The 25318-nt window shown below is 53.4% G+C and carries 23 protein-coding genes, 1 tRNA gene and 3 rRNA genes; 15 read left to right on the plus strand and 12 right to left on the minus strand.

Features of this window, described 5'->3' with window-relative positions; translation table 11 throughout:
- Window positions 1-307: 307 nt before the first annotated feature.
- Genes frdA through frdD form a run of 4 tightly spaced genes read left to right on the plus strand, consistent with a single transcriptional unit; the run spans window position 308 to window position 3601 of the window.
- A complete protein-coding gene (frdA, locus tag AC0XWG_RS04970) occupies window positions 308-2098 on the plus strand; it encodes a fumarate reductase (quinol) flavoprotein subunit (protein WP_028016427.1) in 1791 nt (596 codons plus the stop codon).
- The gene (gene frdB, locus AC0XWG_RS04975; RefSeq protein WP_028016426.1) at window positions 2091-2825 is read left to right on the plus strand and encodes a fumarate reductase iron-sulfur protein; all 735 of its coding nucleotides are present in this window, start codon (window positions 2091-2093) and stop codon (window positions 2823-2825) included. Before frdA ends, frdB begins: the two co-directional genes overlap by 8 nt.
- Window positions 2826-2835: 10 nt before the next feature.
- Complete coding sequence (frdC, locus tag AC0XWG_RS04980) at window positions 2836-3231, plus strand: fumarate reductase subunit FrdC (RefSeq protein ID WP_028016425.1); 396 nt, start codon at window positions 2836-2838, stop codon at window positions 3229-3231.
- 10 nt (window positions 3232-3241) lie between these two features.
- Entirely contained in the window at window positions 3242-3601 is a 360-nt protein-coding gene (frdD, locus tag AC0XWG_RS04985) for a fumarate reductase subunit FrdD (RefSeq protein ID WP_013095272.1), read from the plus strand.
- A 30-nt stretch (window positions 3602-3631) separates the two neighbouring features.
- Here the strand turns inward: frdD and ampR are convergent, their stop codons facing one another.
- On the minus strand, window positions 3632-4507 hold the full coding sequence (ampR, locus tag AC0XWG_RS04990; RefSeq protein WP_475680432.1) for a LysR family transcriptional regulator AmpR: 876 nt from the start codon (window positions 4505-4507) through the stop codon (window positions 3632-3634).
- A 132-nt stretch (window positions 4508-4639) separates the two neighbouring features.
- On the opposite strand from ampR, the gene blaACT reads away from it, so the two are divergent.
- Complete coding sequence (blaACT, locus tag AC0XWG_RS04995; protein WP_475680433.1) at window positions 4640-5785, plus strand: ACT family cephalosporin-hydrolyzing class C beta-lactamase; 1146 nt, start codon at window positions 4640-4642, stop codon at window positions 5783-5785.
- Window positions 5786-5881: 96 nt separating this feature from the next.
- Complete coding sequence (locus AC0XWG_RS05000; protein WP_028016422.1) at window positions 5882-6412, plus strand: lipocalin family protein; 531 nt, start codon at window positions 5882-5884, stop codon at window positions 6410-6412.
- Here AC0XWG_RS05000 and sugE read toward each other — a convergent pair.
- Complete coding sequence (gene sugE, locus AC0XWG_RS05005; RefSeq protein WP_028016421.1) at window positions 6409-6726, minus strand: quaternary ammonium compound efflux SMR transporter SugE; 318 nt, start codon at window positions 6724-6726, stop codon at window positions 6409-6411. The two genes, AC0XWG_RS05000 and sugE, sit on opposite strands and share 4 nt — an antisense overlap.
- A 262-nt stretch (window positions 6727-6988) precedes the next feature.
- Here sugE and AC0XWG_RS05010 point away from each other — a divergent pair, with 262 nt between their 5' ends.
- A complete protein-coding gene (locus AC0XWG_RS05010) occupies window positions 6989-7588 on the plus strand; it encodes a helix-turn-helix transcriptional regulator (protein WP_028016420.1) in 600 nt (199 codons plus the stop codon).
- Window positions 7589-7625: 37 nt separating this feature from the next.
- Here AC0XWG_RS05010 and ecnB read toward each other — a convergent pair whose 3' ends face one another.
- The 3 genes from ecnB to efp all read right to left on the minus strand — a co-directional run bounded on the left by ecnB (window position 7626) and on the right by efp (window position 8638).
- Entirely contained in the window at window positions 7626-7772 is a 147-nt protein-coding gene (gene ecnB, locus AC0XWG_RS05015) for a lipoprotein toxin entericidin B (RefSeq protein WP_003025482.1), read from the minus strand.
- Between the two features lie 109 nt (window positions 7773-7881).
- Window positions 7882-8013: an entericidin A/B family lipoprotein gene (locus tag AC0XWG_RS05020; protein ID WP_024907352.1), complete on the minus strand. Its 132-nt coding sequence runs from the start codon at window positions 8011-8013 to the stop codon at window positions 7882-7884.
- Between the two features lie 58 nt (window positions 8014-8071).
- Window positions 8072-8638 (minus strand): elongation factor P, encoded by a 567-nt coding sequence (gene efp / locus AC0XWG_RS05025; protein ID WP_010427766.1) that lies wholly within the window; start codon window positions 8636-8638, stop codon window positions 8072-8074.
- Between the two features lie 40 nt (window positions 8639-8678).
- Here efp and epmB point away from each other — a divergent pair, with 40 nt between their 5' ends.
- Entirely contained in the window at window positions 8679-9707 is a 1029-nt protein-coding gene (gene epmB, locus AC0XWG_RS05030; protein ID WP_049007264.1) for an EF-P beta-lysylation protein EpmB, read from the plus strand.
- Between the two features lie 46 nt (window positions 9708-9753).
- Here the strand turns inward: epmB and AC0XWG_RS05035 are convergent, their stop codons facing one another.
- The 3 genes from AC0XWG_RS05035 to AC0XWG_RS05045 form a co-directional block, all read right to left on the minus strand.
- Window positions 9754-10107 carry a DUF4156 domain-containing protein gene (locus AC0XWG_RS05035; protein ID WP_023310115.1) on the minus strand — a complete coding sequence of 118 codons (354 nt, stop codon included), beginning with the start codon at window positions 10105-10107 and terminating at the stop codon, window positions 9754-9756.
- 134 nt (window positions 10108-10241) lie between these two features.
- Entirely contained in the window at window positions 10242-11885 is a 1644-nt protein-coding gene (gene groL, locus AC0XWG_RS05040) for a chaperonin GroEL (RefSeq protein WP_028016418.1), read from the minus strand.
- Window positions 11886-11916: 31 nt separating this feature from the next.
- Window positions 11917-12210, minus strand: a complete 294-nt coding sequence (locus tag AC0XWG_RS05045) for a co-chaperone GroES (protein ID WP_003855929.1) — start codon at window positions 12208-12210, stop codon at window positions 11917-11919.
- Window positions 12211-12389: 179 nt separating this feature from the next.
- Between AC0XWG_RS05045 and yjeH the strand changes: the two genes are divergently transcribed.
- Window positions 12390-13631: an L-methionine/branched-chain amino acid transporter gene (gene yjeH / locus AC0XWG_RS05050; protein ID WP_475680434.1), complete on the plus strand. Its 1242-nt coding sequence runs from the start codon at window positions 12390-12392 to the stop codon at window positions 13629-13631.
- Between the two features lie 32 nt (window positions 13632-13663).
- Here the strand turns inward: yjeH and AC0XWG_RS05055 are convergent, their stop codons facing one another.
- Window positions 13664-14128, minus strand: a complete 465-nt coding sequence (locus AC0XWG_RS05055) for an FxsA family protein (protein WP_025758222.1) — start codon at window positions 14126-14128, stop codon at window positions 13664-13666.
- 335 nt (window positions 14129-14463) lie between these two features.
- On the opposite strand from AC0XWG_RS05055, the gene aspA reads away from it, so the two are divergent.
- From aspA to AC0XWG_RS05085, 6 genes are all read left to right on the plus strand, one after another.
- Complete coding sequence (gene aspA, locus AC0XWG_RS05060; protein WP_003855923.1) at window positions 14464-15900, plus strand: aspartate ammonia-lyase; 1437 nt, start codon at window positions 14464-14466, stop codon at window positions 15898-15900.
- A gap of 115 nt (window positions 15901-16015) precedes the next feature.
- On the plus strand, window positions 16016-17317 hold the full coding sequence (locus AC0XWG_RS05065; RefSeq protein ID WP_475680435.1) for an anaerobic C4-dicarboxylate transporter: 1302 nt from the start codon (window positions 16016-16018) through the stop codon (window positions 17315-17317).
- 113 nt (window positions 17318-17430) lie between these two features.
- Complete coding sequence (gene cutA / locus AC0XWG_RS05070) at window positions 17431-17754, plus strand: divalent cation tolerance protein CutA (RefSeq protein WP_028016414.1); 324 nt, start codon at window positions 17431-17433, stop codon at window positions 17752-17754.
- A complete protein-coding gene (locus AC0XWG_RS05075) occupies window positions 17730-19421 on the plus strand; it encodes a protein-disulfide reductase DsbD (RefSeq protein WP_475680436.1) in 1692 nt (563 codons plus the stop codon). Before cutA ends, AC0XWG_RS05075 begins: the two co-directional genes overlap by 25 nt.
- A gap of 49 nt (window positions 19422-19470) precedes the next feature.
- Window positions 19471-20046 (plus strand): transcriptional regulator, encoded by a 576-nt coding sequence (locus AC0XWG_RS05080; protein ID WP_028016412.1) that lies wholly within the window; start codon window positions 19471-19473, stop codon window positions 20044-20046.
- Window positions 20047-20173: 127 nt separating this feature from the next.
- Window positions 20174-20249, plus strand: a tRNA-Phe gene (locus AC0XWG_RS05085).
- Window positions 20250-20472: 223 nt separating this feature from the next.
- On the opposite strand, the gene rrf is transcribed toward AC0XWG_RS05085, so the two are convergent.
- From rrf to AC0XWG_RS05100, 3 genes are all read right to left on the minus strand, one after another.
- Window positions 20473-20588 (minus strand): 5S ribosomal RNA (rrf, locus tag AC0XWG_RS05090).
- A gap of 70 nt (window positions 20589-20658) precedes the next feature.
- Window positions 20659-23563: ribosomal RNA gene (locus AC0XWG_RS05095) — 23S ribosomal RNA — on the minus strand.
- Between the two features lie 208 nt (window positions 23564-23771).
- Window positions 23772-25311: ribosomal RNA gene (locus tag AC0XWG_RS05100) — 16S ribosomal RNA — on the minus strand.
- Together the 16S, 23S and 5S rRNA genes form the textbook arrangement of a ribosomal RNA operon.
- Window positions 25312-25318: the final 7 nt, after the last annotated feature.

A 25318-nucleotide genomic window follows, 5' to 3' on the forward strand; every position in this document is an offset into this window, starting at 1 on the left:
TAATTCTCCGATTTCAGACAAGGGCACGAAGTCTACTCGTTAGCGGGGACAGAGACAAATTTTGCGCAGTAAAAACGCGCATTTCATTTAGATGCGTAATTACGTGACGCAATTCATCAATCACGATGATAAATCACCCTACAGAACAGCAAAAAAATCGAACACGTCAAATTTCCCTGACATCTACACGGTTATACTGTTTTACCCATAAAGGAGCAGTGGAAACGCTTTCGCAATTGTCCCTTTGGGCAGGTGAACTACCTTTAGTTTGTCGCGTTGCGAAATAACAAAAATCTGGAGGAATGTCGTGCAAACTTTTCAAGCCGATCTTGCCGTAATTGGCGCTGGCGGTGCTGGATTACGTGCTGCGATTGCTGCAGCACAAGCTAATCCCAACGCTAAAATCGCATTGATTTCAAAAGTCTATCCAATGCGCAGCCACACGGTTGCAGCTGAAGGAGGGTCCGCCGCCGTCGCGCAGGATCATGACAGCTTTGAATACCATTTCCACGACACGGTTGCAGGGGGCGACTGGCTTTGCGAACAGGATGTGGTTGACTACTTTGTGCACCATTGTCCTACGGAGATGACCCAGCTTGAACAGTGGGGATGTCCGTGGAGTCGCCGTCCGGACGGCAGCGTCAACGTTCGCCGCTTCGGTGGAATGAAAATCGAACGTACCTGGTTCGCCGCCGATAAGACCGGCTTCCACATGCTGCACACTCTGTTCCAGACCTCTCTTCAGTTCCCACAAATTCAGCGCTTTGATGAACATTTCGTCCTCGACATTCTGGTTGATGACGGACAGGCTCGCGGCCTGGTGGCGATGAACATGATGGAAGGCACGCTCGTCCAGATCCGCGCTAATGCGGTGGTGATGGCAACGGGCGGTGCGGGCCGCGTGTATCGCTACAATACCAACGGCGGCATCGTCACCGGTGACGGTATGGGCATGGCGCTCAGCCACGGTGTGCCGCTGCGCGATATGGAGTTCGTACAGTATCACCCGACTGGCTTGCCGGGCTCCGGCATTCTGATGACGGAAGGCTGCCGTGGTGAAGGCGGTATTCTGGTCAACAAAAATGGCTACCGCTATCTGCAGGATTACGGCATGGGCCCGGAAACTCCGCTTGGCGAGCCGAAAAACAAATACATGGAACTCGGTCCGCGCGACAAAGTCTCCCAGGCCTTCTGGCACGAGTGGCGCAAAGGCAACACCATCTCCACACCACGCGGTGATGTGGTCTATCTCGACCTGCGTCACCTGGGTGAGAAGAAGCTGCTGGAACGCCTGCCGTTCATCTGCGAACTGGCAAAAGCCTACGTCGGTGTTGATCCGGTGAAAGAGCCGATTCCGGTGCGTCCAACCGCGCACTACACCATGGGCGGGATCGAAACCGACCAGCAGTGCGAAACCCGTATCAAAGGCCTGTTCGCCGTGGGTGAATGCTCCTCTGTGGGCCTGCACGGCGCCAACCGCCTGGGGTCGAACTCGCTGGCAGAGCTGGTCGTCTTTGGTCGCATGGCGGGCGAGCGCGCAATGGAACGCGCGGCTACAGCGGGCGAAGCTAACGGTGCCGCGCTCGATGCTCAGGTTACTGACGTTGAAAAACGCCTGAAAGACCTGGTGAACCAGGAAGGTAACGAGAACTGGTCTAAGATCCGCGACGAGATGGGCCTGTCGATGGAAGAAGGCTGCGGTATCTACCGTACCCCTGAGCTGATGCAAAAAACCGTCGATAAGCTGGCGGAATTGCAGGAGCGTTTCAAACGTGTGCGCATTACCGATACCTCCAGCGTCTTCAATACCGACCTGCTCTATACCATCGAGCTGGGTCACGGCCTGAACGTGGCAGAATGTATGGCGCACTCTGCGCTGGCGCGTAAAGAGTCACGCGGGGCGCATCAGCGTCTTGATGAAGGCTGTACCGAACGTGACGACGTCAATTTCCTGAAACACACTCTCGCCTGGCGCGATGCAGATGGCACCACACGTCTGGACTACAGTGACGTGAAAATCACCACGCTGCCACCGGCTAAACGCGTGTACGGCGCAGAAGCAGAAGCCGCCGAGAAGAAGGAGAAGGCGAATGGCTGAGATGCAAAAACTGAAAGTTGAAGTGGTGCGCTACAATCCGGAAGTGGACACCGCACCACATAGCGCTTTCTATGAAGTCCCCTATGACGAGCAAACCTCTCTGCTGGATGCGCTTGGCTATATCAAAGATAACCTGGCACCAGACCTGAGCTACCGCTGGTCCTGCCGCATGGCCATCTGCGGCTCCTGCGGCATGATGGTTAACAAAGTGCCGAAACTGGCCTGTAAAACCTTCCTGCGTGATTACACCAAGGGCATCAAGGTTGAAGCGCTGGGCAACTTCCCGATTGAGCGCGATCTGGTGGTCGATATGACCCACTTTATCGAAAGTCTGGAAGCCATTAAGCCTTACATCATCGGCAATCCGCGCACGCCGGATCAGGGTCCAAATACCCAGACCCCGGCCCAGATGGCGAAATACCATCAGTTCTCTGGCTGCATCAACTGCGGCCTGTGTTACGCCGCATGTCCACAGTTTGGCCTAAATCCCGAATTCATCGGCCCGGCCGCCATTACGCTGGCGCACCGCTATAACGAAGACAGCCGCGACCACGGTAAAAAAGAACGTATGGCGCAGCTTAACAGCCAGAACGGCGTCTGGAGCTGTACTTTCGTGGGTTACTGCTCCGAAGTCTGTCCGAAGCATGTCGACCCAGCCGCCGCTATTCAGCAGGGTAAAGTGGAAAGCTCGAAAGACTTTCTTATCGCTACCCTGAAACCACGCTAAGGAGTGCATGATGACGACTAAACGCAAAGCCTATGTACGGCCAGTGCCGTCCACCTGGTGGAAAAATCTGCCGTTTTATCGCTTCTATATGCTGCGTGAAGGCACAGCGGTGCCGGCGGTCTGGTTCAGTCTTGAGCTGATGTACGGTGTTTTTGCCCTCAAGCACGGTCCGGAAACCTGGGCAAGCTTTGTTGGCTTTCTACAAAACCCGATCATTGTGGTCCTGAACCTGATCGTGCTCGCAGCCGCGCTGCTTCATACCAAAACCTGGTTTGAGCTGGCGCCAAAAGCGGCGAACATCATCGTAAAAGGCGAGAAAATGGGGCCAGAGCCGGTGATTAAAGGCCTCTGGGCAGTGACGATTCTGGTCACTGTGGTCATTCTGTTTGTCGCACTGTTCTGGTAAGGAGACTACTGTGATCAATCCAAATCCAAAACGTTCTGACGAGCCGGTCTTCTGGGGACTGTTTGGCGCTGGCGGCATGTGGAGTGCCATCATCGCACCTGTGATCATCCTGCTGGTCGGCATTATGCTGCCGCTGGGGCTGTTCCCGGGCGATGCACTGAGCTACGAACGCGTGCTGGCGTTTGCGGGTAGCTTTATCGGCCGTGTATTCATCTTCCTGATGATCGTCCTGCCGCTGTGGTGTGGCCTGCACCGTATTCACCATGCGATGCATGACCTGAAAATCCATGTCCCGAGCGGTAAATGGGTGTTCTACGGCCTGGCAACCATTCTGACCGTGGTAACGCTGATTGCCGTGGTCACCATCTGACCCTTCTGGCCCGCCCTCCGGCGGGCCTTTTTATTTCTGCATTTTGCCCACCAGCCACTGCGCAAACTCACGCATTGCCGGGGTTTCGGCTTTCGACTGTAGTCTTGTTAACCAGTAACTGCCCAGATCAATCTGTGTGGCAAACGGCTGTACAATGCGCTCGCTGTTGAGCAAATGCGTAAACATATCGACCGGAGCGATCGCAATTCCCACACCGGCCTGCGCGGCTTCCAGCATGGTGACAGACGAATCAAACACCATCACCCGATGTGTGGGTGACGGGGGATGCTCCCCCGCCGCCTGCATCCACGCCGACCACTCATCGCGCCGGTAGGAGCGCAGTAGGGTAAATTTCAGAATGTCGGCCGGAGTATGTAGCCCGGCGGCGATATCGGGTGAACAAAGTGGAGCCAGCGGCGCATCACAAAGGAACTGCGCTTCGGTCCCGTGCCACGCCCCGCCACCGTAGCGGATCGTGTAATCAAGCCCCTCAGCCGCCGGATCGACGCGGTTGTTATGGGTTGAAAGGTGAAGATCGATATGCGGAGAGCAGCGGCGGAAATCAGACAACCGCGAGAATAAAAAACCGGTCGCGAAGGTTCCTACCACACCAATTTTGAGTTTCTCCTGCGCACGATGGCTGGCAAAGCGATCCAGCATTCCGGCGATACGATCGAACGAATCGTTAAGCACTGGCAGCAAATTCTCACCTTCCGTCGTCAGCATCAGCCCGCGCGAAACACGGACAAAAAGCTGGCAGTTCAGATGCTGTTCCAGCGTCTTAACATGCTGGCTGATAGCAGAATGGGTAACATTCAGCTCTATCGCGGCATGAGTAAAACTGAGATGCCTTGCGGCTGCTTCGAAAGCACGAAGCGAATTAAGCGGGAGATAGCTGCGAGTCATCGGCCCATCCGTTAGAAAAATTAACAGCTAATGCTAAATTTAACCGTTTGTCAGCGACAGTCAAATCCCACAGACTACAGCTGTCTGACGGGCCCGGACACTCCTTTGACCTGCTATTACGGAAGATAACTGATGATGAAAAAATCCCTTTGCTGCGCCCTGTTACTCAGCACCTCCTGCTCCGTCTTTGCTGCACCGATGTCAGAAAAACAGCTGGCTGATGTGGTGAAACGTACCGTTACCCCTCTGATGAAAGCGCAGACCATCCCGGGGATGGCGGTCGCCGTAATTTATCAGGGTCAGCCGCACTACTTTACCTTCGGCAAAGCCGATATCGCGGCGAACAAACCTGTTACCCCGCAAACGTTGTTCGAGCTGGGTTCTATAAGTAAAACCTTCACCGGCGTCCTGGGTGGCGATGCCATTGCTCGCGGTGAAATTTCGCTGAGCGATCCGGTAACAAAATACTGGCCTGAGCTGACAGGCAAGCAGTGGCAGGGAATTCGCATGCTGGATCTGGCTACCTATACTGCGGGTGGTCTGCCATTACAGGTACCGGATGAGGTGACCGATAACGCCTCTCTGCTGCGCTTCTATCAGGACTGGCAGCCAGAGTGGAAGCCGGGAACCACGCGTCTTTATGCGAACGCCAGTATTGGTCTTTTTGGCGCCCTTGCGGTTAAACCTTCCGGTATGAACTATGAGCAGGCCATAACGACGCGGGTCTTTAAGCCGCTCAAGCTGGACCATACGTGGATTAACGTTCCGGAATCTGAACGAGAGCATTACGCCTGGGGATACCGTGACGGTAAAGCCGTCCACGTTTCTCCGGGCATGCTGGATGCCGAAGCCTATGGTGTGAAAACCAATGTCAAAGATATGGCGAGCTGGGTGATGGCGAACATGTCTCCCGATACTCTGCAGGATACCTCTCTGAAGCAAGGTATCGCCCTTGCGCAATCCCGATACTGGCGCGTAGGTGCCATGTATCAAGGGTTAGGCTGGGAGATGCTGAACTGGCCGGTAGAAGCCAAAACCGTGGTCGAGGGTAGTGATAATAAGGTTGCCCTGGCACCGTTGCCTGCGGTAGAAGTGAATCCCACGGCCCCTCCGGTAAAAGCGTCCTGGGTGCATAAAACGGGCTCTACTGGCGGGTTTGGTAGCTATGTGGCGTTTATTCCAGAAAAGCAGCTTGGCATTGTGATGCTAGCGAATAAAAGCTACCCGAACCCGGCGAGAGTTGAGGCGGCATATCGTATCCTCGACGCGCTGAAGTAAAACATTGCCGGGTGGCGACTCTGCTTACCCGGCAAAACACCCCGCATTTTCCTTGCCGTCATCTACACTTAACAAAAAAACAGTAAGGAAACTCCTATGCGCATTCTGCCTGTTATCGCCGCGGTGACAGCCGCGTTTTTAGTGGTTGCCTGTAGTTCCCCTACCCCACCTTCTGGCGTTACCGTTGTCACGCCTTTCGATGCACAACGCTTCCTCGGAACATGGTATGAAATCGCCCGCCTGGACCATCGGTTTGAACGGGGCTTAGAGAAAGTCACTGCGAATTACAGTCCGATGGATGATGGCGGTATTCAGGTGATCAACAGGGGCTATAATCCCGACCGGGAGATGTGGCAGCAGTCGACAGGAAAAGCATACTTCACTGGCGATCCACGGAGGGCCGCGCTCAAAGTCTCCTTCTTTGGCCCCTTCTATGGCGGCTACAACGTGATAGCACTCGACAAAGAGTACCGCCATGCGCTGGTTTGCGGGCCGGATCGCAACTACCTGTGGATACTCTCCCGCACGCCAACCATCTCGTCTGAGATGAAACAGCAGATGCTGGATGTTGCGACCCGGCAGGGGTTTGATGTGTCAAAACTCATCTGGGTAGAACAACCCCATTAATGCGTGCTGAGTTTCAACCCAATGATACCGGCCACGATCAGAGCGAGGCTGGCGATACGTGCCAGGCTCGCTGACTCTCCCAGCAGCAGAATGCCCGTGATGGCAGCGCCTACGGCGCCGATGCCTGTCCAGACAGCATAAGCCGTTCCCACAGGCAAAGAACGCATCGCCCACGACAACAGGACGATACTGACTATCATCGCGGTAACGGTAATGACGCTGGGCGTCAGACGGGTAAATCCGTGGGTGTACTTGAGACCAATCGCCCATACCACTTCGAGCAGGCCGGCAATTAAAAGAACGATCCAGGACATTTCAGGCTCCTTAACTTACAGGTAAGTTGGGGCCGTCCCCGGTGAAAGATACGCTTACGGGTCGTCCCGTAAGGCAAAGATTACGCCCTTTATTTTGCTTAGCGTGCGATTTTTTTTCAATCCCTTTCTGCTGAACACGTTAAGGCAAGAAATAGCCGCAGTATGGCGCGGAGTTCAAGCATTTACCACTCATCTGACTTCTCTATGATGATGTGCTTTCTGATGGCAGGAAGCCAAACCACTAGCCGACTGCGAATAAAATATGTTCAAAATTCTATTGATTGACCGTTGTCACTTCACCCGCGCAGGGTTTGAAGCATGGCTCAATCACTCCGGTTTGTTCCCTGGGCACTACGTTGTGACCGGGCTGAATAATCTATTTCTTGCCAGAGAGCACATTCTGCAATGGAAACCCAATCTGGTTATCGCTGACCTGTACGGCTTCAGGCAGGATATTCACCATTTCCAACAGCTCTCTACCCTACTTAACGCCAGTGAAAAATTGCCTTTTATCTTGCTGCAATCGGGAGAAGACAACAGCATGACGGACTGGCTCGGGCAGTTCCCGGTTTGGTCGTCATTGTTGAAAAACGCCAGCCTCGAAGAAGTCGCAACGGTTATCAACGACGCATTAGTCTCGCGCGCAAGCGCTGACAGGCCGACGACGGCGGCCCCCTTGCTGACCCGGCAGGAAGAGAAAGTGCTGACATTGTGGATGGACGGTGCGAGCAATCAGAAAATTGCCGCTCACCTGAGTATCAACGGGAAAACGGTCTATACCTATAAACGAAATATCCGCATGAAACTGCATATGGATACGCGTTTTTCACCGTTTTTATCCTTGCAGGAATCAGAAAGCTGACGGTACGAAACCCATCAGGTCCCGTACCGTTTGTTAATTACTGCTGGGCTTTTGTTGCCGCACCAGAGATTGCGCTACCACCTTCAGAAATATCCTGACCGACGCCACGCGTGGTATTACAGGCCGTTAACACCGAAGAAAGTACCAGGACTGAAAAGATCGCTGCAATTGTCTTCTTAACCATAATATCTTCCTTTTATAGCCAAAGTTGTTTTGTGTATAGCAACTTAAGAATAGACAAGATCCCGTCGGCTGACGGAAAAGGAAGCATTTTTTAGGAAAATTAGACGAACTTAGCTGGCGGCGTGAGAAATGATATGACCGAGATCCTGGATATCTTGTCCCATTCCACGCGTGGTGTTACAGCCGGAGAGTAATGCGCTGGAAAGCGCTAACAGAAGCAGAATTTTAACGGTACGTTTCATCATCCCTGCCTGTAAAAATCAGGCGCAGCGGGCGCTGCGCCTTCAATCATCACGTAAATTACTTCACGCGGGATACGTATTCGCCGGAGCGGGTATCCACTTTGATCACTTCGCCAGTCTGTACGAACAGTGGAACTTTAACCACTGCGCCGGTAGACAGTTTGGCTGGCTTACCACCGGTACCTGCGGTGTCGCCTTTCAGACCTGGATCGGTTTCAACGATTTCCAGCTCAACGAAGTTAGGTGGGGTCACAGCGATAGGCTGGCCATTCCACAGGGTCACGATGCACTCGGCCTGATCCAGCAGCCATTTCGCGCTGTCACCTACCGCTTTCTCATCAGCAGACAGCTGTTCGAAAGTAGAGTTGTTCATGAAATGATAGAACTCACCGTCGTTGTACAGATAGGTCAGGTTCATATCAACAACATCAGCGCCTTCAGCGGAGTCAGTAGACTTGAAGGTTTTCTCAACACGGGTACCGGTCAGCAGACGGCGCAGCTTAACGCGTGCGAATGCCTGGCCTTTACCTGGTTTAACGAATTCGCTGGCTTCAACCGCGTACGGTTCGCCGTCCATCATGATTTTAAGACCAGCACGAAAATCGTTGCTATAGTACGTTGCCATAAGGCCCTCTAAATTTGTTAACTGGTAGCTAAGCCACAAAATGGCGCATATTGTAACCCTAAACACCCCGTCCAGAGAAGATTGGTTATCGCAACTTGCCGATGTAATCACCAGTCCTGATGAATTGCTGCGTCTTTTAGACCTCGATCAGCACCCAGAGTTGCTTGCAGGACGCGAGGCAAAGCGCCTTTTCGCCCTGCGCGTTCCCCGTGCGTTTGTGGCACGGATGGAGAAAGGCAACCCCGACGATCCACTTTTAAAACAAACACTTACTTCGCAGAATGAATTTGTCACCGCGCCGGGTTATAGCACCGATCCTCTGGAAGAGCAGAACAGTGTGGTGCCAGGTTTACTGCATAAGTATCTCAACCGAGCCCTGCTGCTGGTAAAAGGTGGCTGCGCGGTAAATTGTCGTTATTGCTTCCGTCGGCACTTCCCGTATGCGGAAAATCAGGGTAATAAACGCAACTGGCAGGTCGCGCTGGACTATATTGCCGCCCATCCGGAGCTGGACGAGATTATTTTTTCCGGTGGAGACCCGCTGATGGCGAAAGATCATGAGCTGGACTGGCTGCTAAACCAGCTTGAAGCCATCCCGCACATCAAGCGTCTGCGTATTCACAGTCGTTTACCGATTGTCATTCCAGCACGTATCACTGACGCTCTGGTTTCACGCCTGGAGCAGTCCAGAATGCAGGTGCTGCTGGTGAACCACATTAACCACGCCAATGAAATTGACGGCGAGTTTCGTGCGGCAATGGTGCGTTTACGTAAAGCGGGGGTGACACTGCTGAACCAGAGCGTGCTGCTGCGTGGCGTGAATGATAGCGCCCACGTGCTGGCTGACCTGAGCAATGCCCTGTTTGATGCCGGAGTAATGCCCTATTACCTGCACGTGCTGGATCGCGTTCAGGGTGCGGCACATTTCATGGTAACGGATGAAGAAGCCCGGCAGATTATGCGCGAACTGTTAACGCTGGTTTCAGGCTATATGGTGCCGAAACTGGCACGTGAGATTGGCGGTGAGCCGAGTAAGACGCCGCTGGATTTACAGTTGCGGCAACACTAATTCCCCTCACCCTAACCCTCTCCCAACGGGAGAGGGAAAAAGGCAATCAGTTCGGGCACTTGTAGACCTGGCCATTCATCTGGCTGGCGGTCGGCACGAAGCTGGACAGCATACTCTGCGTTGGGCTGCTTACGCCGTAAATCACGTTCCCACCCATGGCCGCAGCCTGGTTACGCAGGGCATTCGCCGCACCGCGCATAGAACCACCTTCCTCGCCATGCTGACCTGACATCCAGTTGCTTTGCTCACCGGTTGCGGTGCCTAACAGCTGACATTCACTGCCAGGCTTATCTTCCACAAAGCGAACGCCCTGGCCCGCTGCCGACAGTTCATTGCTGGAGCTACAACCCGCCAGCAGCAATGCTGCTCCTACGATCCCTGCACAGACTTTTACGCGCATGTTATTCCTCGTTTTCAATAAGCTGGACAGTAGTTGTCCGTGTGTAAACCTTATACCTAAAAGATGACCAAAAGAAAAACCCCCGAGCATTTCTGCCCGGGGGTTTTTCACATTCTACGACGTAGAACGCACGATTACATCATGCCGCCCATACCGCCCATGCCGCCCATACCAGCAGCACCTAAGTCAGGTGCGTCGCCTTTAGGCATGTCGGTCACCATGCACTCGGTAGTGATCATCAGGCCAGCAACAGATGCCGCGTACTGCAGAGCAGAACGGGTCACTTTAGTTGGGTCCAGGATACCGAAGTCGATCATGTTGCCGTATTCTTCAGTCGCTGCGTTGTAACCGTAGTTACCTTCGCCCGCTTTCACGTTGTTCGCAACCACAGATGGCTCTTCACCGGCGTTGGATACGATCTGACGCAGAGGTGCTTCCATTGCACGCAGTGCAACTTTGATACCCACGTTCTGATCTTCGTTCTGCGCAGTCAGGCCAGCCAGTTTAGCGGCAACGCGCACCAGCGCAACACCACCACCAGCAACCACGCCTTCTTCTACCGCAGCACGGGTCGCGTGCAGGGCATCGTCAACGCGTGCTTTCTTCTCTTTCATTTCAACTTCGGTCGCTGCGCCCACTTTGATTACGGCAACACCGCCTGCCAGTTTCGCTACGCGCTCCTGCAGTTTTTCACGGTCGTAATCAGAGGTGGCTTCTTCGATCTGCTTACGGATCTGACCAACGCGGCCCTGAATAGCGGCTTCTTCACCTACGCCATCAATGATGGTGGTGGTGTCTTTGTTGATCACAACACGTTTAGCCTGGCCGAGGTCTTCCAGGGTCGCTTTTTCCAGCTCCATACCGATCTCTTCAGAGATAACGGTACCGCCAGTCAGAGTAGCGATATCCTGAAGCATCGCTTTACGGCGATCGCCGAAGCCAGGTGCTTTCACCGCAGCCACTTTCACGATACCACGCATGGTGTTAACCACCAGGGTCGCCAGCGCTTCGCCTTCAACGTCTTCAGCGATGATAACCAGCGGTTTGCCTGCTTTCGCAACGGCTTCCAGCACTGGCAGCATTTCGCGGATGTTGGAGATTTTCTTGTCAGCCAGCAGGATGAACGGGCTTTCCAGTTCAACAGCACCAGTCTCTGGCTTGTTGATGAAGTATGGGGACAGGTAACCGCGGTCGAACTGCATACCTTCAACCACGTCCAGTTCGTCTTCCAGACCGGTACCGTCTTCAACGGTGATGACGCCTTCTTTACCGACTTTGTCCATCGCTTCCGCGATCAGTTTACCTACGGTTTCGTCGGAGTTAGCGGAGATGGTACCTACCTGAGCAATCGCTTTAGAGTCAGAGCATGGTACAGACAGCGTTTTCAGTTCTTCAACAGCAGCAGCGACAGCTTTGTCGATACCACGTTTCAGATCCATTGGGTTCATGCCCGCAGCAACGGCTTTCAGACCTTCGGTGATGATAGCCTGCGCCAGTACGGTCGCGGTGGTGGTACCGTCGCCTGCAGCGTCGTTCGCTTTAGAGGCAACTTCTTTCACCATCTGCGCGCCCATGTTTTCGAACTTATCTTCCAGCTCGATTTCACGTGCTACAGAAACACCATCTTTGGTGATGGTTGGCGCGCCGAAGGATTTATCCAGCACTACGTTACGGCCTTTCGGGCCCAGAGTTACTTTAACTGCATCTGCCAGTACGTTTACGCCGCGGAGCATTTTTACACGAGCGTCGTTACCGAATTTTACGTCTTTAGCTGCCATGTTCTTATTTCCTCAAATTCTCGTGCGTAAATTACGCTTCAACAATTGCCAGAATGTCGCTCTCGGACATGATCAACACTTCTTCATTGTCGATCTTCTCGGATTTCACGCCGTAGCCATCGTTGAAAATTACGATGTCACCAACTTTAACGTCCAGTGGCTGCACAGTTCCGTTTTCCAGGATGCGGCCCTTACCGACAGCGATGATTTCGCCACGCGTTGATTTGGCTGCTGCAGAACCGGTCAGAACGATACCGCCAGCAGACTTGGTTTCAACTTCTTTACGTTTGACGATCACACGATCATGTAACGGACGAATACTCATTGATAGCTCTCCTTTGAGAAAGTCATTATCAGTTATGGATGACGCCGGCCCGCATGCGGTTTTCCGACTAGTGCCCTGAGAGATGGGGATAGCTTTTTCCCCCTTCAAGGGGGAGTTGAAAAAAAAAATTGCGAAAGTGTTACCATCGCCTCTCTTTTAGTACTGGCAGGGCGATGTCAATGAGTGGACTCAAGCAGGAGTTGGGGCTGGCGCAAGGCGTTGGCCTGCTCTCAACCTCCTTGTTAGGGACGGGCGTGTTTGCCGTACCCGCACTGGCGGCGATGGTTGCCGGAAATAACAGCCTGTGGGCGTGGCCGGTACTGATTGTGCTGGTTTTCCCAATAGCCATTGTGTTTGCCATCCTGGGGCGGCATTTTCCCAGCGCAGGCGGCGTGGCGCATTTTGTCGGGCTGGCCTTTGGCCCGCGGCTGCAGCGTGTTACCGGCTGGCTGTTTCTCTCCGTCATTCCGGTTGGCCTGCCTGCGGCGCTTCATATTGCGACCGGCTTTGGCCAGGCGCTGTTTGGTTGGCATAACGAGCAGTTGCTGTTAGCCGAACTGGGTACGCTGGCGATTGTCTGGTGGGTCGGTTCGCGCGGAGCCAGTTCCAGTGCCAATCTGCAAACGCTGGTCGCAATCCTTATCGTCGCATTGATTGTCGCTATCTGGTGGGCAGGAAATCTCACCGTAGCGGAAATTCCCTTCCCGGTACTCAAGGATGTCGACCATTCGCAGCTTTTCGCTGCGCTTTCCGTCATGTTCTGGTGCTTTGTTGGACTTGAAGCGTTCGCCCATCTGGCTTCCGAGTTTACGCAACCTGAACGCGATTTCCCGCGCGCGCTGATGATTGGTCTGTTGTTGGCGGGGACGGTCTATTGGGCGTGTACCGTGCTTGTGTTGCACTTTAACGCATTCGGGGCGGATAAAGCGGCTGCCGCCTCGCTACCAGGCATTGTGGTGCAATTGTTTGGGGTGAAAGCCCTGTGGGTGGCCTGCGTGATTGGTTATCTCGCCTGTTTTGCCAGCCTCAATATCTACATTCAGAGTTTTGCCCGCCTGGTGTGGTCGCAAGCGTTGTACAAGCCTGAAAGCCGGCTCGCGCGTCTGTCAAAACGCCAGCTTCCGCTGAATGCCCTGAATGCCGTACTGGGCTGCTGTGTGTTGAGCACGCTGTGTATTTACGCCCTGAATATCAATCTGGATGCGCTGATCGTCTACGCCAACGGCATTTTCATTATGATCTATCTGCTGTGCATGCTGTCGGGTTGTCGGCTGCTGAAAGGTCGCTACAAAGTACTGGCGGTCATCGGAGGCGTGCTTTGCCTGTTACTACTGGCGATGGTGGGATGGAAGAGTCTGTACGCCATTATCATGCTGACGGTGCTGTGGGTGTTTTTACCGAAGCGCGATGCGTGCCTGTAGTGCCCGGTAAGCGAAGCTACCGGGCAACAAAATTACCGATCGTCTTTATGGTCTAAACGGTCGTGCTGTTCATCCTTACGCTGATACTCCCCTTCAAACGTATCACCCGGGCCGGTGCTGAACCCACCGCCCGGCATACGGCTAAAGCGCAGATGCGGCAGCAGCTTCATGGTCAGGTGCTTTTGCACCGGTGGCAGAAGCAATAAAAGGCCGAGGAAGTCGGTGAAGAACCCCGGCAGAATCAGCAGCAGACCCGCAATAATCAGAGACACGCTTTTGATCATCTCCGCGGCCGGGCTTTCACCAGCAGCCATCTTCTGCTGCATTATCAGGAAATTTTTGAAACCCTGATTACGCACCAGCGACATGCCGATGACGGAGGTGAAAATCACCAGAATCAGCGTCAGCAGGACGCCCAGCACATGGGCAACCTGGATGAAAATGGAAATCTCAATGTAAACATAGAGAAAGAAAGCAATAAACGGTATCCAGCGCACTGGCATCTCCTGTGTGGCAGGTGCCGTTGGGCCCCTGTCTGAATGTGTTCGCGACGCGCGTTTGTATGAGATGGTGACGGTTAGCGAAATTTCAATCAGTTTGCACGGATATTTTTTTTGGAAATATTAAAGCGGTGACTCATTTCACAGATTAATAATTATCATGGAATCGGCTCGATAATAAGTGATCCAGCTTACGGCAATTCGCTATCATCAGCATATGATCTCGAGCATCTGGCTGATTGAGGGAATAATCGTCGGTCAGAAAATATTCAAAACCACACTAATACTGTGTGTTTAGTACAATCCATCGGCAGCTTGAAAAGAAGGTTCACATGTTAAACAACATTCGTATCGAAGAAGACTTGTTGGGTACCAGGGAAGTTCCAGCGGATGCCTACTACGGTGTCCACACTCTGAGAGCGATTGAAAACTTCTACATCAGCAACAGCAAAATCAGCGACATCCCTGAATTTGTCCGTGGCATGGTGATGGTGAAAAAAGCCGCAGCACTGGCCAACAAAGAGCTGCAAACCATTCCTAAAAGCGCGGCAAATGCGATTATCGCGGCCTGCGATGAAGTGCTGAACAACGGCAAATGCATGGACCAGTTCCCGGTTGACGTCTATCAGGGCGGCGCGGGCACTTCTGTCAACATGAATACCAACGAAGTACTGGCAAACATTGGCCTGGAGCTGATGGGTCACCAGAAAGGTGAATACCAGTACCTGAACCCGAACGACCACGTTAATAAATGCCAGTCGACCAACGACGCCTACCCTACCGGTTTCCGTATCGCGGTGTATGCCTCTGTAGTGAAACTGGTGGACGCGATTAACCAGTTGGGCGATGGCTTCCAGCGTAAAGCGGTTGAGTTCCAGGATATCCTGAAAATGGGTCGTACCCAATTACAGGACGCAGTGCCAATGACCCTCGGCCAGGAATTCCACGCGTTTAACGTGCTGCTCAACGAAGAAACGAAAAACCTGCTGCGCACCTCCGAGTTGCTGCTTGAAGTGAACCTGGGCGCAACCGCCATCGGTACACGTCTGAACACTCCAGATGGCTATCAGCAACTGGCGGTACAGAAACTGGCTGAAGTCTCTAACCTGCCGGTTGTCCCTGCAGAAGACCTGATTGAAGCGACCTCCGACTGCGGCGCTTACGTGATGGTACACAGCGCCCTGAAACGTCTGGCGGTGAAACTGTCCAAAATCTGTAACGACCTGCGCCTGCTCTCCTCTGGTCCGCGTGCGGGTCTGAACGAAATCAACCTGCCAGAACTGCAGGCGGGTTCGTCCATCATGCCAGCCAAAGTGAACCCGGTTGTGCCTGAAGTGGTGAACCAGGTCTGCTTCAAAGTCATCGGTAACGACACGACCGTGACCATGGCCTCTGAAGCGGGTCAGTTGCAGCTGAACGTGATGGAACCAGTGATTGGCCAGGCGATGTTTGAATCCATCCACATCCTGACCAACGCCTGCTACAACCTGCTGGAAAAATGCATTAACGGCATCACAGCGAATAAAGAAGTCTGTGAAGGTTATGTCTATAACTCCATCGGGATCGTCACCTACCTCAACCCGTTCATCGGCCACCACAACGGTGACATCGTCGGTAAGATTTGCGCCGAAACCGGTAAGAGCGTACGTGAAGTGGTGCTGGAACGCGGACTGTTGACCGAAGCCGAGCTGGACGATATTTTCTCGGCCCAAAACCTGATGCACCCGGCATATAAAGCGAAACGATATACCGATGAAAGCGAACAGTAACCGTTCAGGCTAGGCTTCTTAAGGCACGTCACTTGTGACGTGCCTTTTTTCTTTATAAGCGTTACCAAAATACAACAATTCAATATCAACTTGTTAATAAGCAAGGCAGGTCCTTATGTTTGGAGCAGAACTCGTCATCGTCTTGTTGGCGATTTATTTGGGAGCAAGACTCGGGGGTATCGGCATCGGTTTTGCCGGCGGTCTCGGGGTGCTCGTTCTTACCCTTATCTTTCAGATCAAACCCGGTGCAATACCTTTTGACGTTATCGAAATCATCATGGCAGTTATTGCCGCTATCGCAGCGATGCAGGTGGCAGGCGGTATGGACTACCTGGTGAGTCTGGCGGAGCGTATGCTGCGCCGCCATCCAAAATACATCACCTTCCTTGCCCCACTGGTGACCTGGTTTATGACCATTCTCGCGGGAACCGGACACACCGCATTCTCCACGTTGCCGGTGATTACCGAAGTGGCGAAAGAGCAAGGTATTCGTCCTTCTCGTCCGCTCTCCATTGCGGTAGTTGCGTCGCAGATTGCAATCACCGCGTCGCCAATTTCCGCTGCCGTAGTCTTCTTCGCCGGTATTCTTGAACCGATGGGCGTGAGTTACCTGACGCTGCTGGCGATCTGTATTCCGGTGACGCTGATTGCGGTGATGATTACTGCCGTACTGTGTAACTTCCTTGGCGCCGAACTGAAAGACGATCCGGTGTATCAGGAACGTCTGGCTAAGGGTGAAGTGAAACTGCGTGGTAGCCAGGTCTTCAAACTGAAACCGCATGCAAAACGCTCGGTATTGCTGTTCCTGATCGGTATCGTCGCAGTCATGTTCTACGCGACCGCCATCAGTGACACGGTGGGCTTGATCCAGAACCCGGTGCTGCCGCGTAACGAAGCGATTGTGGTGTTCATGTTGACCATCGCTACGCTGATTAGCATCACCTGCAAAATTGACACCAGCGAAGTGCTGAACGCCAGCACCTTTAAATCCGGTATGAGCGCCTGTGTCTGCGTACTGGGCGTTGCATGGCTCGGTGATACCTTCGTGAAAGCACACATCAGCGACATTCAGACCGTTGCGGGTGACCTGCTGCACAACTACCCATGGCTGTTGGCGGTAGTCCTGTTCTTCGCCGCTACCCTGCTTTACTCTCAGGCGGCGACCACCAAAGCACTGATGCCTGCGGCCCTGATGCTGGGCGTAACGCCACTGACGGCAATCGCTTCGTTTGCGGCGGTTTCTGCTCTGTTTGTTCTTCCAACCTATCCAACTCTGCTGGCCGCAGTGGAGATGGACGACACCGGCTCAACCCGTATCGGTAAATACGTGTTTAACCATGCGTTCCTGATCCCGGGTGTGGTCGCCATTACGTTGTGCGTGATCCTCGGATTTATCATCGGCGGCATCGTGCTGTAAACCATGCGTTGTTGTAAAAATAGTTAAAATCGGGCCGCTCTGCGGCCCGATTCATTAATGACCAATCGCCTCGCGTGATATAGTGAAGACTTTCGTGATGAGGAGGTCGACTTGTGAACACGCCTGATGCTGTTGTCGTATTGTGCACCGCCCCTGATGAAGCCTCTGCCCAGGATCTCGCCGCCAAAGTGCTGGCCGAAAAGCTGGCTGCCTGCGTGACGCTCCTCCCCGGAGCCACCTCCCTTTACTGCTGGGAAGGTAAACTGGAGCAGGAGTACGAAGTCCAGATGCTGTTAAAAACGAATCAGGCGAACCAGCAGGCACTCCTGGACTGCCTCAAATCTCATCATCCTTACCAAACCCCAGAGCTGCTGGTGTTGCCAGTAGTCCACGGCGATAACGACTATCTCTCATGGCTCAACGCTTCCTTACGCTGATCCTGCTGCTGTGCAGCACGTCAGTATTTGCCGGGTTGTTTGACGCACCCGGCCGTTCGAATTTTATCCCTGCCGACCAGGCGTTCATTTTCGATTTTCAGCAAAATCAGCACGACCTGAATCTCAACTGGCAGGTCAAAGAGGGGTATTACCTCTACCGCAAGCAGGTAAGCATCACGCCAGCTCAGGCAAACGTGGGCGCTTTACAGATGCCCCCAGGCGAGTGGCATGAGGATGAGTTTTACGGCAAAAGTGAAATCTACCGCCAGCGCTTAAGCGTCCCGGTCATCGTGAATCAGGCCGATAAAGGCGCCACGCTGACCGTGACTTATCAGGGCTGTGCCGATGCGGGCTTTTGTTATCCCCCTGAAACGAAGGTGGTTCCACTCAGTGAAGTGAAAGCGTCAACCACGGTTACCCCTCTTCCTTCGGGCGAGAAGCGTGAAGCTCCCGCTGACCTTCCGTTCTCCGCACTGTGGGCCTTACTGATTGGCATTGGCATTGCTTTTACCCCCTGCGTGCTGCCGATGTATCCGCTCATCTCTGGCATCGTGCTGGGCGGTAAGAAACGCCTTTCCACCGCCCGCGCGCTGCTTCTGGCCTTTATTTACGTGCAGGGTATGGCGCTTACCTATACGGCGCTCGGCCTTGTGGTCGCCGCTGCCGGATTACAGTTCCAGGCAGCACTGCAGCATCCTTACGTTCTTATTGGCTTGTCGGTGATCTTCATCCTGCTGGCACTGTCGATGTTCGGCCTGTTTACTCTGCAGTTACCGTCGGCTTTGCAAACCCGCTTAACGCTGATGAGTAACCGTCAGCAGGGGGGCTCTGCAGGCGGCGTGTTTGCGATGGGGGCGATTGCCGGTCTTATTTGTTCCCCGTGTACTACGGCCCCACTGAGCGCCATCCTGCTCTACATCGCCCAGAGCGGCAATATGTGGCTCGGCGGGGGTACGTTGTACCTTTATGCTTTAGGGATGGGTCTACCGCTCATTCTGGTAACAGTATTTGGTAATCGTCTGCTGCCTAAGAGTGGTCCGTGGATGGAAACGGTGAAAACCGCGTTTGGCTTTGTCATCCTCGCGCTGCCGGTATTCCTCCTTGAGCGTATCATTGGCGACGTCTGGGGCTTGCGCCTATGGGCGATGCTCGGCGTAGCATTCTTTGCCTGGGCATTTCTCGTCAGCCTGGGGGCGAAACAGCCATGGATGCGCCTGGTGCAAATCCTGCTGCTGGCTGCCGCGCTGGTGAGCATACGCCCTCTGCAGGACTGGGCGTTCGGCACACCGGTGGGTCAGACACAAGCGCATCTGAACTTCACCCAAATTAAAAACGTGGATGAACTCAACAGCGCCCTGGCAGAGGCAAAAGGTAAACCGGTGATGCTCGATCTCTATGCTGACTGGTGTGTCGCCTGTAAAGAGTTCGAAAAATACACCTTTAGCGATCCACAGGTGCAAAGCGCCCTGAAAGAGACTGTTCTCCTCCAGGTGAACGTTACAGCCAACAGTGCACAGGACAAGGCCCTGCTGAAACAACTTAATGTTCTCGGTCTGCCAACCATTTTGTTCTTCAATGAACAGGGGAAAGAGCAGCCGGAACAGCGCGTAACCGGGTTTATGGATGCGGCTGCTTTCAGCACACATTTGCGCGATCGCCAACCGTAAACAACACTTTAGACGGGACAAACCGTTGGGAATAGCGGAGGAGAAAACCGTGCAACGTGAAGACGTACTGGGACAAGCCCTGCAATTACTTGAGATTCAAGGGATCGCCAGCACCACGCTTGAGATGGTAGCCGACCGTATCGATTACCCTCTGGATGAGCTTAAGCGCTTCTGGCCGGATAAAGAGGCTCTGCTTTATGATGCTCTGCGCTATCTCAGCCAGCAGGTTGATGTCTGGCGCAGGCAACTGATGCTGAACGAAGAACTGACAGCGGAACAAAAGCTGCTGGCGCGCTATACCGCCCTGACCGAATGTGTCAGTAACAACCGTTATCCGGGCTGCCTGTTTATTGCAGCCTGTACGTTCTATCCTGACCCTGGCCATCCTATCCATCAGTTGGCGGATCAGCAAAAACGGGCGGCGCATGACTTCACCCACGAACTGCTGACCACACTGGAAGTGGATGACCCGGCAATGGTGGCTAAGCAGATGGAGCTCGTGCTGGAGGGTTGTCTGAGCCGCATGCTGGTAAACCGTAGCCAAGCTGATGTCGATACGGCACATCGCCTGGCTGAAGACATTCTGCGCTTTGCTCAATGTCGTATGGGCGGAGCATTGACGTAAACGAATCGGCTAAATTGGGCTGATTCGGCGCGTAAACCGTCAGATTGCCGCAAACTTAAGCAGTTGAACAGCTTTTCCTGAAATAAGGTTGACGATAAGGCCTGATTGCGGTTTAATGCGCTCCGTTGCCCGGATAGCTCAGTCGGTAGAGCAGGGGATTGAAAATCCCCGTGTCCTTGGTTCGATTCCGAGTCCGGGCACCACTATTTAAAGAACCCAGCCTATGGCTGGGTTTTTGCTTTTCTGCGTTTATCAAACCTCAAATGTTGTTTCCACCGCTTAAATCATCTTTCAAAGAAACCAAGTGGCTGGCCTTACCATGTTCTATGGGCGCTACTGAAGGCAAGGCAAAGTCACTACCTGACATTTTTCACGCACAAAGCAAAAAACCCCGTACCTTGCGGTACGGGGTTTTTCTTGTTTGATGCCTGGCAGTTCCCTACTCTCACATGGGGAGACCCCACACTACCATCGGCGCTACGGCGTTTCACTTCTGAGTTCGGCATGGGGTCAGGTGGGACCACCGCGCTAAAGCCGCCAGGCAAATTCTGTTAATCTGTATCAAAGCTGAAAATCTTCTGTCTCTCTTCGCCGAAACAGCTTCGGCGTTGTAAGGTTAAGCCTCACGGTTCATTAGTATCGGTTAGCTCAACGCATCGCTGCGCTTACACACCCGACCTATCAACGTCGTAGTCTTCAACGTTCCTTCAGGACCCTTAAAGGGTCAGGGAGAACTCATCTCGGGGCAAGTTTCGTGCTTAGATGCTTTCAGCACTTATCTCTTCCGCATTTAGCTACCGGGCAATGCCATTGGCATGACAACCCGAACACCAGTGATGCGTCCACTCCGGTCCTCTCGTACTAGGAGCAGCCCCCCTCAATTCTCCAGCGCCCACGGCAGATAGGGACCGAACTGTCTCACGACGTTCTAAACCCAGCTCGCGTACCACTTTAAATGGCGAACAGCCATACCCTTGGGACCTACTTCAGCCCCAGGATGTGATGAGCCGACATCGAGGTGCCAAACACCGCCGTCGATATGAACTCTTGGGCGGTATCAGCCTGTTATCCCCGGAGTACCTTTTATCCGTTGAGCGATGGCCCTTCCATTCAGAACCACCGGATCACTATGACCTGCTTTCGCACCTGCTCGAGCCGTCACTCTCGCAGTCAAGCTAGCTTATGCCATTGCACTAACCTCCTGATGTCCGACCAGGATTAGCTAACCTTCGTGCTCCTCCGTTACTCTTTGGGAGGAGACCGCCCCAGTCAAACTACCCACCAGACACTGTCCGCAACCCGGATTACGGGTCTACGTTAGAACACCAGCCATTAAAGGGTGGTATTTCAAGGGCGGCTCCACGCAGACTGGCGTCCACGCTTCAAAGCCTCCCACCTATCCTACACATCAAGGACCAGTGTTCAGTGTCAAGCTATAGTAAAGGTTCACGGGGTCTTTCCGTCTTGCCGCGGGTACACTGCATCTTCACAGCGAGTTCAATTTCACTGAGTCTCGGGTGGAGACAGCCTGGCCATCATTACGCCATTCGTGCAGGTCGGAACTTACCCGACAAGGAATTTCGCTACCTTAGGACCGTTATAGTTACGGCCGCCGTTTACCGGGGCTTCGATCAAGAGCTTCGCGTTGCCGCTAACCCCATCAATTAACCTTCCGGCACCGGGCAGGCGTCACACCGTATACGTCCACTTTCGTGTTTGCACAGTGCTGTGTTTTTAATAAACAGTTGCAGCCAGCTGGTATCTTCGACTGATTTCAGCTCCACCCGCAGGGGCTTCACCTACATATCAGCGTGCCTTCTCCCGAAGTTACGGCACCATTTTGCCTAGTTCCTTCACCCGAGTTCTCTCAAGCGCCTTGGTATTCTCTACCTGACCACCTGTGTCGGTTTGGGGTACGATTTGATGTTACCTGATGCTTAGAGGCTTTTCCTGGAAGCAGGGCATTTGTTACTTCAGCACCGTAGTGCCTCGTCATCACACCTCAGCGTTAATAAGGTACCGGATTTACCTGGAACCTCCGCCTACATGCTTAAACCGGGACAACCGTCGCCCGGCTAACATAGCCTTCTCCGTCCCCCCTTCGCAGTAACACCAAGTACAGGAATATTAACCTGTTTCCCATCGACTACGCCTTTCGGCCTCGCCTTAGGGGTCGACTCACCCTGCCCCGATTAACGTTGGACAGGAACCCTTGGTCTTCCGGCGTGCGGGCTTTTCACCCGCATTATCGTTACTTATGTCAGCATTCGCACTTCTGATACCTCCAGCACCCCTCACAGGACACCTTCAACGGCTTACAGAACGCTCCCCTACCCAACAACACATAGTGTCGCTGCCGCAGCTTCGGTGCATGGTTTAGCCCCGTTACATCTTCCGCGCAGGCCGACTCGACCAGTGAGCTATTACGCTTTCTTTAAATGATGGCTGCTTCTAAGCCAACATCCTGGCTGTCTGTGCCTTCCCACATCGTTTCCCACTTAACCATGACTTTGGGACCTTAGCTGGCGGTCTGGGTTGTTTCCCTCTTCACGACGGACGTTAGCACCCGCCGTGTGTCTCCCGTGATAACATTCTTCGGTATTCGTAGTTTGCATCGGGTTGGTAAGCCGGGATGGCCCCCTAGCCGAAACAGTGCTCTACCCCCGAAGATGAGTTCACGAGGCGCTACCTAAATAGCTTTCGGGGAGAACCAGCTATCTCCCGGTTTGATTGGCCTTTCACCCCCAGCCACAAGTCATCCGCTAATTTTTCAACATTAGTCGGTTCGGTCCTCCAGTTAGTGTTACCCAACCTTCAACCTGCCCATGGCTAGATCACCGGGTTTCGGGTCTATACCCTGCAACTTAACGCCCAGTTAAGACTCGGTTTCCCTTCGGCTCCCCTATACGGTTAACCTTGCTACAGAATATAAGTCGCTGACCCATTATACAAAAGGTACGCAGTCACACCACGAAGGTGCTCCCACTGCTTGTACGTACACGGTTTCAGGTTCTTTTTCACTCCCCTCGCCGGGGTTCTTTTCGCCTTTCCCTCACGGTACTGGTTCACTATCGGTCAGTCAGGAGTATTTAGCCTTGGAGGATGGTCCCCCCATATTCAGACAGGATACCACGTGTCCCGCCCTACTCTTCGAGTTCACAACCTGTGCATTTTCGTGTACGGGACTATCACCCTGTACCGTCGGACTTTCCAGACCGTTCCACTAACACACAAGCTGATTCAGACTCTGGGCTGCTCCCCGTTCGCTCGCCGCTACTGGGGGAATCTCGGTTGATTTCTTTTCCTCGGGGTACTTAGATGTTTCAGTTCCCCCGGTTCGCCTCGTTAACCTATGTATTCAGTTAACGATAGTGTGACGAATCACACTGGGTTTCCCCATTCGGACATCGCCGGGTCAAAGGTTCATATCACCTCGCCGGCGCTTTTCGCAGATTAGCACGTCCTTCATCGCCTCTGACTGCCAGGGCATCCACCGTGTACGCTTAGTCGCTTAACCTCACAACCCGAAGATGTTTCTTTCGATTCACCATCGACTTGCGAAAATTTGAGAGACTCGAACACACATTAACTGTGTGTCGTTTCAATTTTCAGCTTGATCCAGATTTTTAAAGAGCAAAATTTCACAATGCACTTCGCAGTACATTTTGAAATTTATCATTCATCAGACAATCTGTGTGAGCACTGCAAAGGCAGGTTCTTTAAGGTAAGGAGGTGATCCAACCGCAGGTTCCCCTACGGTTACCTTGTTACGACTTCACCCCAGTCATGAATCACAAAGTGGTAAGCGCCCTCCCGAAGGTTAAGCTACCTACTTCTTTTGCAACCCACTCCCATGGTGTGACGGGCGGTGTGTACAAGGCCCGGGAACGTATTCACCGTAGCATTCTGATCTACGATTACTAGCGATTCCGACTTCATGGAGTCGAGTTGCAGACTCCAATCCGGACTACGACGCACTTTATGAGGTCCGCTTGCTCTCGCGAGGTCGCTTCTCTTTGTATGCGCCATTGTAGCACGTGTGTAGCCCTACTCGTAAGGGCCATGATGACTTGACGTCATCCCCACCTTCCTCCAGTTTATCACTGGCAGTCTCCTTTGAGTTCCCGGCCGGACCGCTGGCAACAAAGGATAAGGGTTGCGCTCGTTGCGGGACTTAACCCAACATTTCACAACACGAGCTGACGACAGCCATGCAGCACCTGTCTCAGAGTTCCCGAAGGCACCAATCCATCTCTGGAAAGTTCTCTGGATGTCAAGAGTAGGTAAGGTTCTTCGCGTTGCATCGAATTAAACCACATGCTCCACCGCTTGTGCGGGCCCCCGTCAATTCATTTGAGTTTTAACCTTGCGGCCGTACTCCCCAGGCGGTCGACTTAACGCGTTAGCTCCGGAAGCCACGCCTCAAGGGCACAACCTCCAAGTCGACATCGTTTACGGCGTGGACTACCAGGGTATCTAATCCTGTTTGCTCCCCACGCTTTCGCACCTGAGCGTCAGTCTTTGTCCAGGGGGCCGCCTTCGCCACCGGTATTCCTCCAGATCTCTACGCATTTCACCGCTACACCTGGAATTCTACCCCCCTCTACAAGACTCTAGCCTGCCAGTTTCGAATGCAGTTCCCAGGTTGAGCCCGGGGATTTCACATCCGACTTGACAGACCGCCTGCGTGCGCTTTACGCCCAGTAATTCCGATTAACGCTTGCACCCTCCGTATTACCGCGGCTGCTGGCACGGAGTTAGCCGGTGCTTCTTCTGCGGGTAACGTCAATTGCTGAGGTTATTAACCTCAGCACCTTCCTCCCCGCTGAAAGTACTTTACAACCCGAAGGCCTTCTTCATACACGCGGCATGGCTGCATCAGGCTTGCGCCCATTGTGCAATATTCCCCACTGCTGCCTCCCGTAGGAGTCTGGACCGTGTCTCAGTTCCAGTGTGGCTGGTCATCCTCTCAGACCAGCTAGGGATCGTCGCCTAGGTGAGCCGTTACCCCACCTACTAGCTAATCCCATCTGGGCACATCTGATGGCAAGAGGCCCGAAGGTCCCCCTCTTTGGTCTTGCGACATTATGCGGTATTAGCTACCGTTTCCAGTAGTTATCCCCCTCCATCAGGCAGTTTCCCAGACATTACTCACCCGTCCGCCGCTCGTCACCCGAGAGCAAGCTCTCTGTGCTACCGCTCGACTTGCATGTGTTAGGCCTGCCGCCAGCGTTCAATCTGAGCCATGATCAAACTCTTCAATTTAAAAGTT

The organism is Enterobacter sp. DVT3837 (assembly GCF_056238685.1).

Bases quoted from the DNA above. Each gene is read 5' to 3' on its own strand.
- frdB (WP_028016426.1), top strand. From the start codon at position 2,091: ATGGCTGAGATGCAAAAACTGAAAGTTGAAGTGGTGCGCTACAATCCG.
- frdC (WP_028016425.1), top strand. From the start codon at position 2,836: ATGACGACTAAACGCAAAGCCTATGTACGGCCAGTGCCGTCCACCTGG.
- ampR (WP_475680432.1), bottom strand. From the start codon at position 4,507: ATGACTCGCAGCTATCTCCCGCTTAATTCGCTTCGTGCTTTCGAAGCA.
- blaACT (WP_475680433.1), top strand. From the start codon at position 4,640: ATGATGAAAAAATCCCTTTGCTGCGCCCTGTTACTCAGCACCTCCTGC.
- AC0XWG_RS05000 (WP_028016422.1), top strand. From the start codon at position 5,882: ATGCGCATTCTGCCTGTTATCGCCGCGGTGACAGCCGCGTTTTTAGTG.
- sugE (WP_028016421.1), bottom strand. From the start codon at position 6,726: ATGTCCTGGATCGTTCTTTTAATTGCCGGCCTGCTCGAAGTGGTATGG.
- AC0XWG_RS05010 (WP_028016420.1), top strand. From the start codon at position 6,989: ATGTTCAAAATTCTATTGATTGACCGTTGTCACTTCACCCGCGCAGGG.
- ecnB (WP_003025482.1), bottom strand. From the start codon at position 7,772: ATGGTTAAGAAGACAATTGCAGCGATCTTTTCAGTCCTGGTACTTTCT.
- AC0XWG_RS05020 (WP_024907352.1), bottom strand. From the start codon at position 8,013: ATGAAACGTACCGTTAAAATTCTGCTTCTGTTAGCGCTTTCCAGCGCA.
- efp (WP_010427766.1), bottom strand. From the start codon at position 8,638: ATGGCAACGTACTATAGCAACGATTTTCGTGCTGGTCTTAAAATCATG.
- epmB (WP_049007264.1), top strand. From the start codon at position 8,679: ATGGCGCATATTGTAACCCTAAACACCCCGTCCAGAGAAGATTGGTTA.
- AC0XWG_RS05035 (WP_023310115.1), bottom strand. From the start codon at position 10,107: ATGCGCGTAAAAGTCTGTGCAGGGATCGTAGGAGCAGCATTGCTGCTG.
- groL (WP_028016418.1), bottom strand. From the start codon at position 11,885: ATGGCAGCTAAAGACGTAAAATTCGGTAACGACGCTCGTGTAAAAATG.
- AC0XWG_RS05045 (WP_003855929.1), bottom strand. From the start codon at position 12,210: ATGAGTATTCGTCCGTTACATGATCGTGTGATCGTCAAACGTAAAGAA.
- yjeH (WP_475680434.1), top strand. From the start codon at position 12,390: ATGAGTGGACTCAAGCAGGAGTTGGGGCTGGCGCAAGGCGTTGGCCTG.
- aspA (WP_003855923.1), top strand. From the start codon at position 14,464: ATGTTAAACAACATTCGTATCGAAGAAGACTTGTTGGGTACCAGGGAA.
- AC0XWG_RS05065 (WP_475680435.1), top strand. From the start codon at position 16,016: ATGTTTGGAGCAGAACTCGTCATCGTCTTGTTGGCGATTTATTTGGGA.
- AC0XWG_RS05075 (WP_475680436.1), top strand. From the start codon at position 17,730: ATGGCTCAACGCTTCCTTACGCTGATCCTGCTGCTGTGCAGCACGTCA.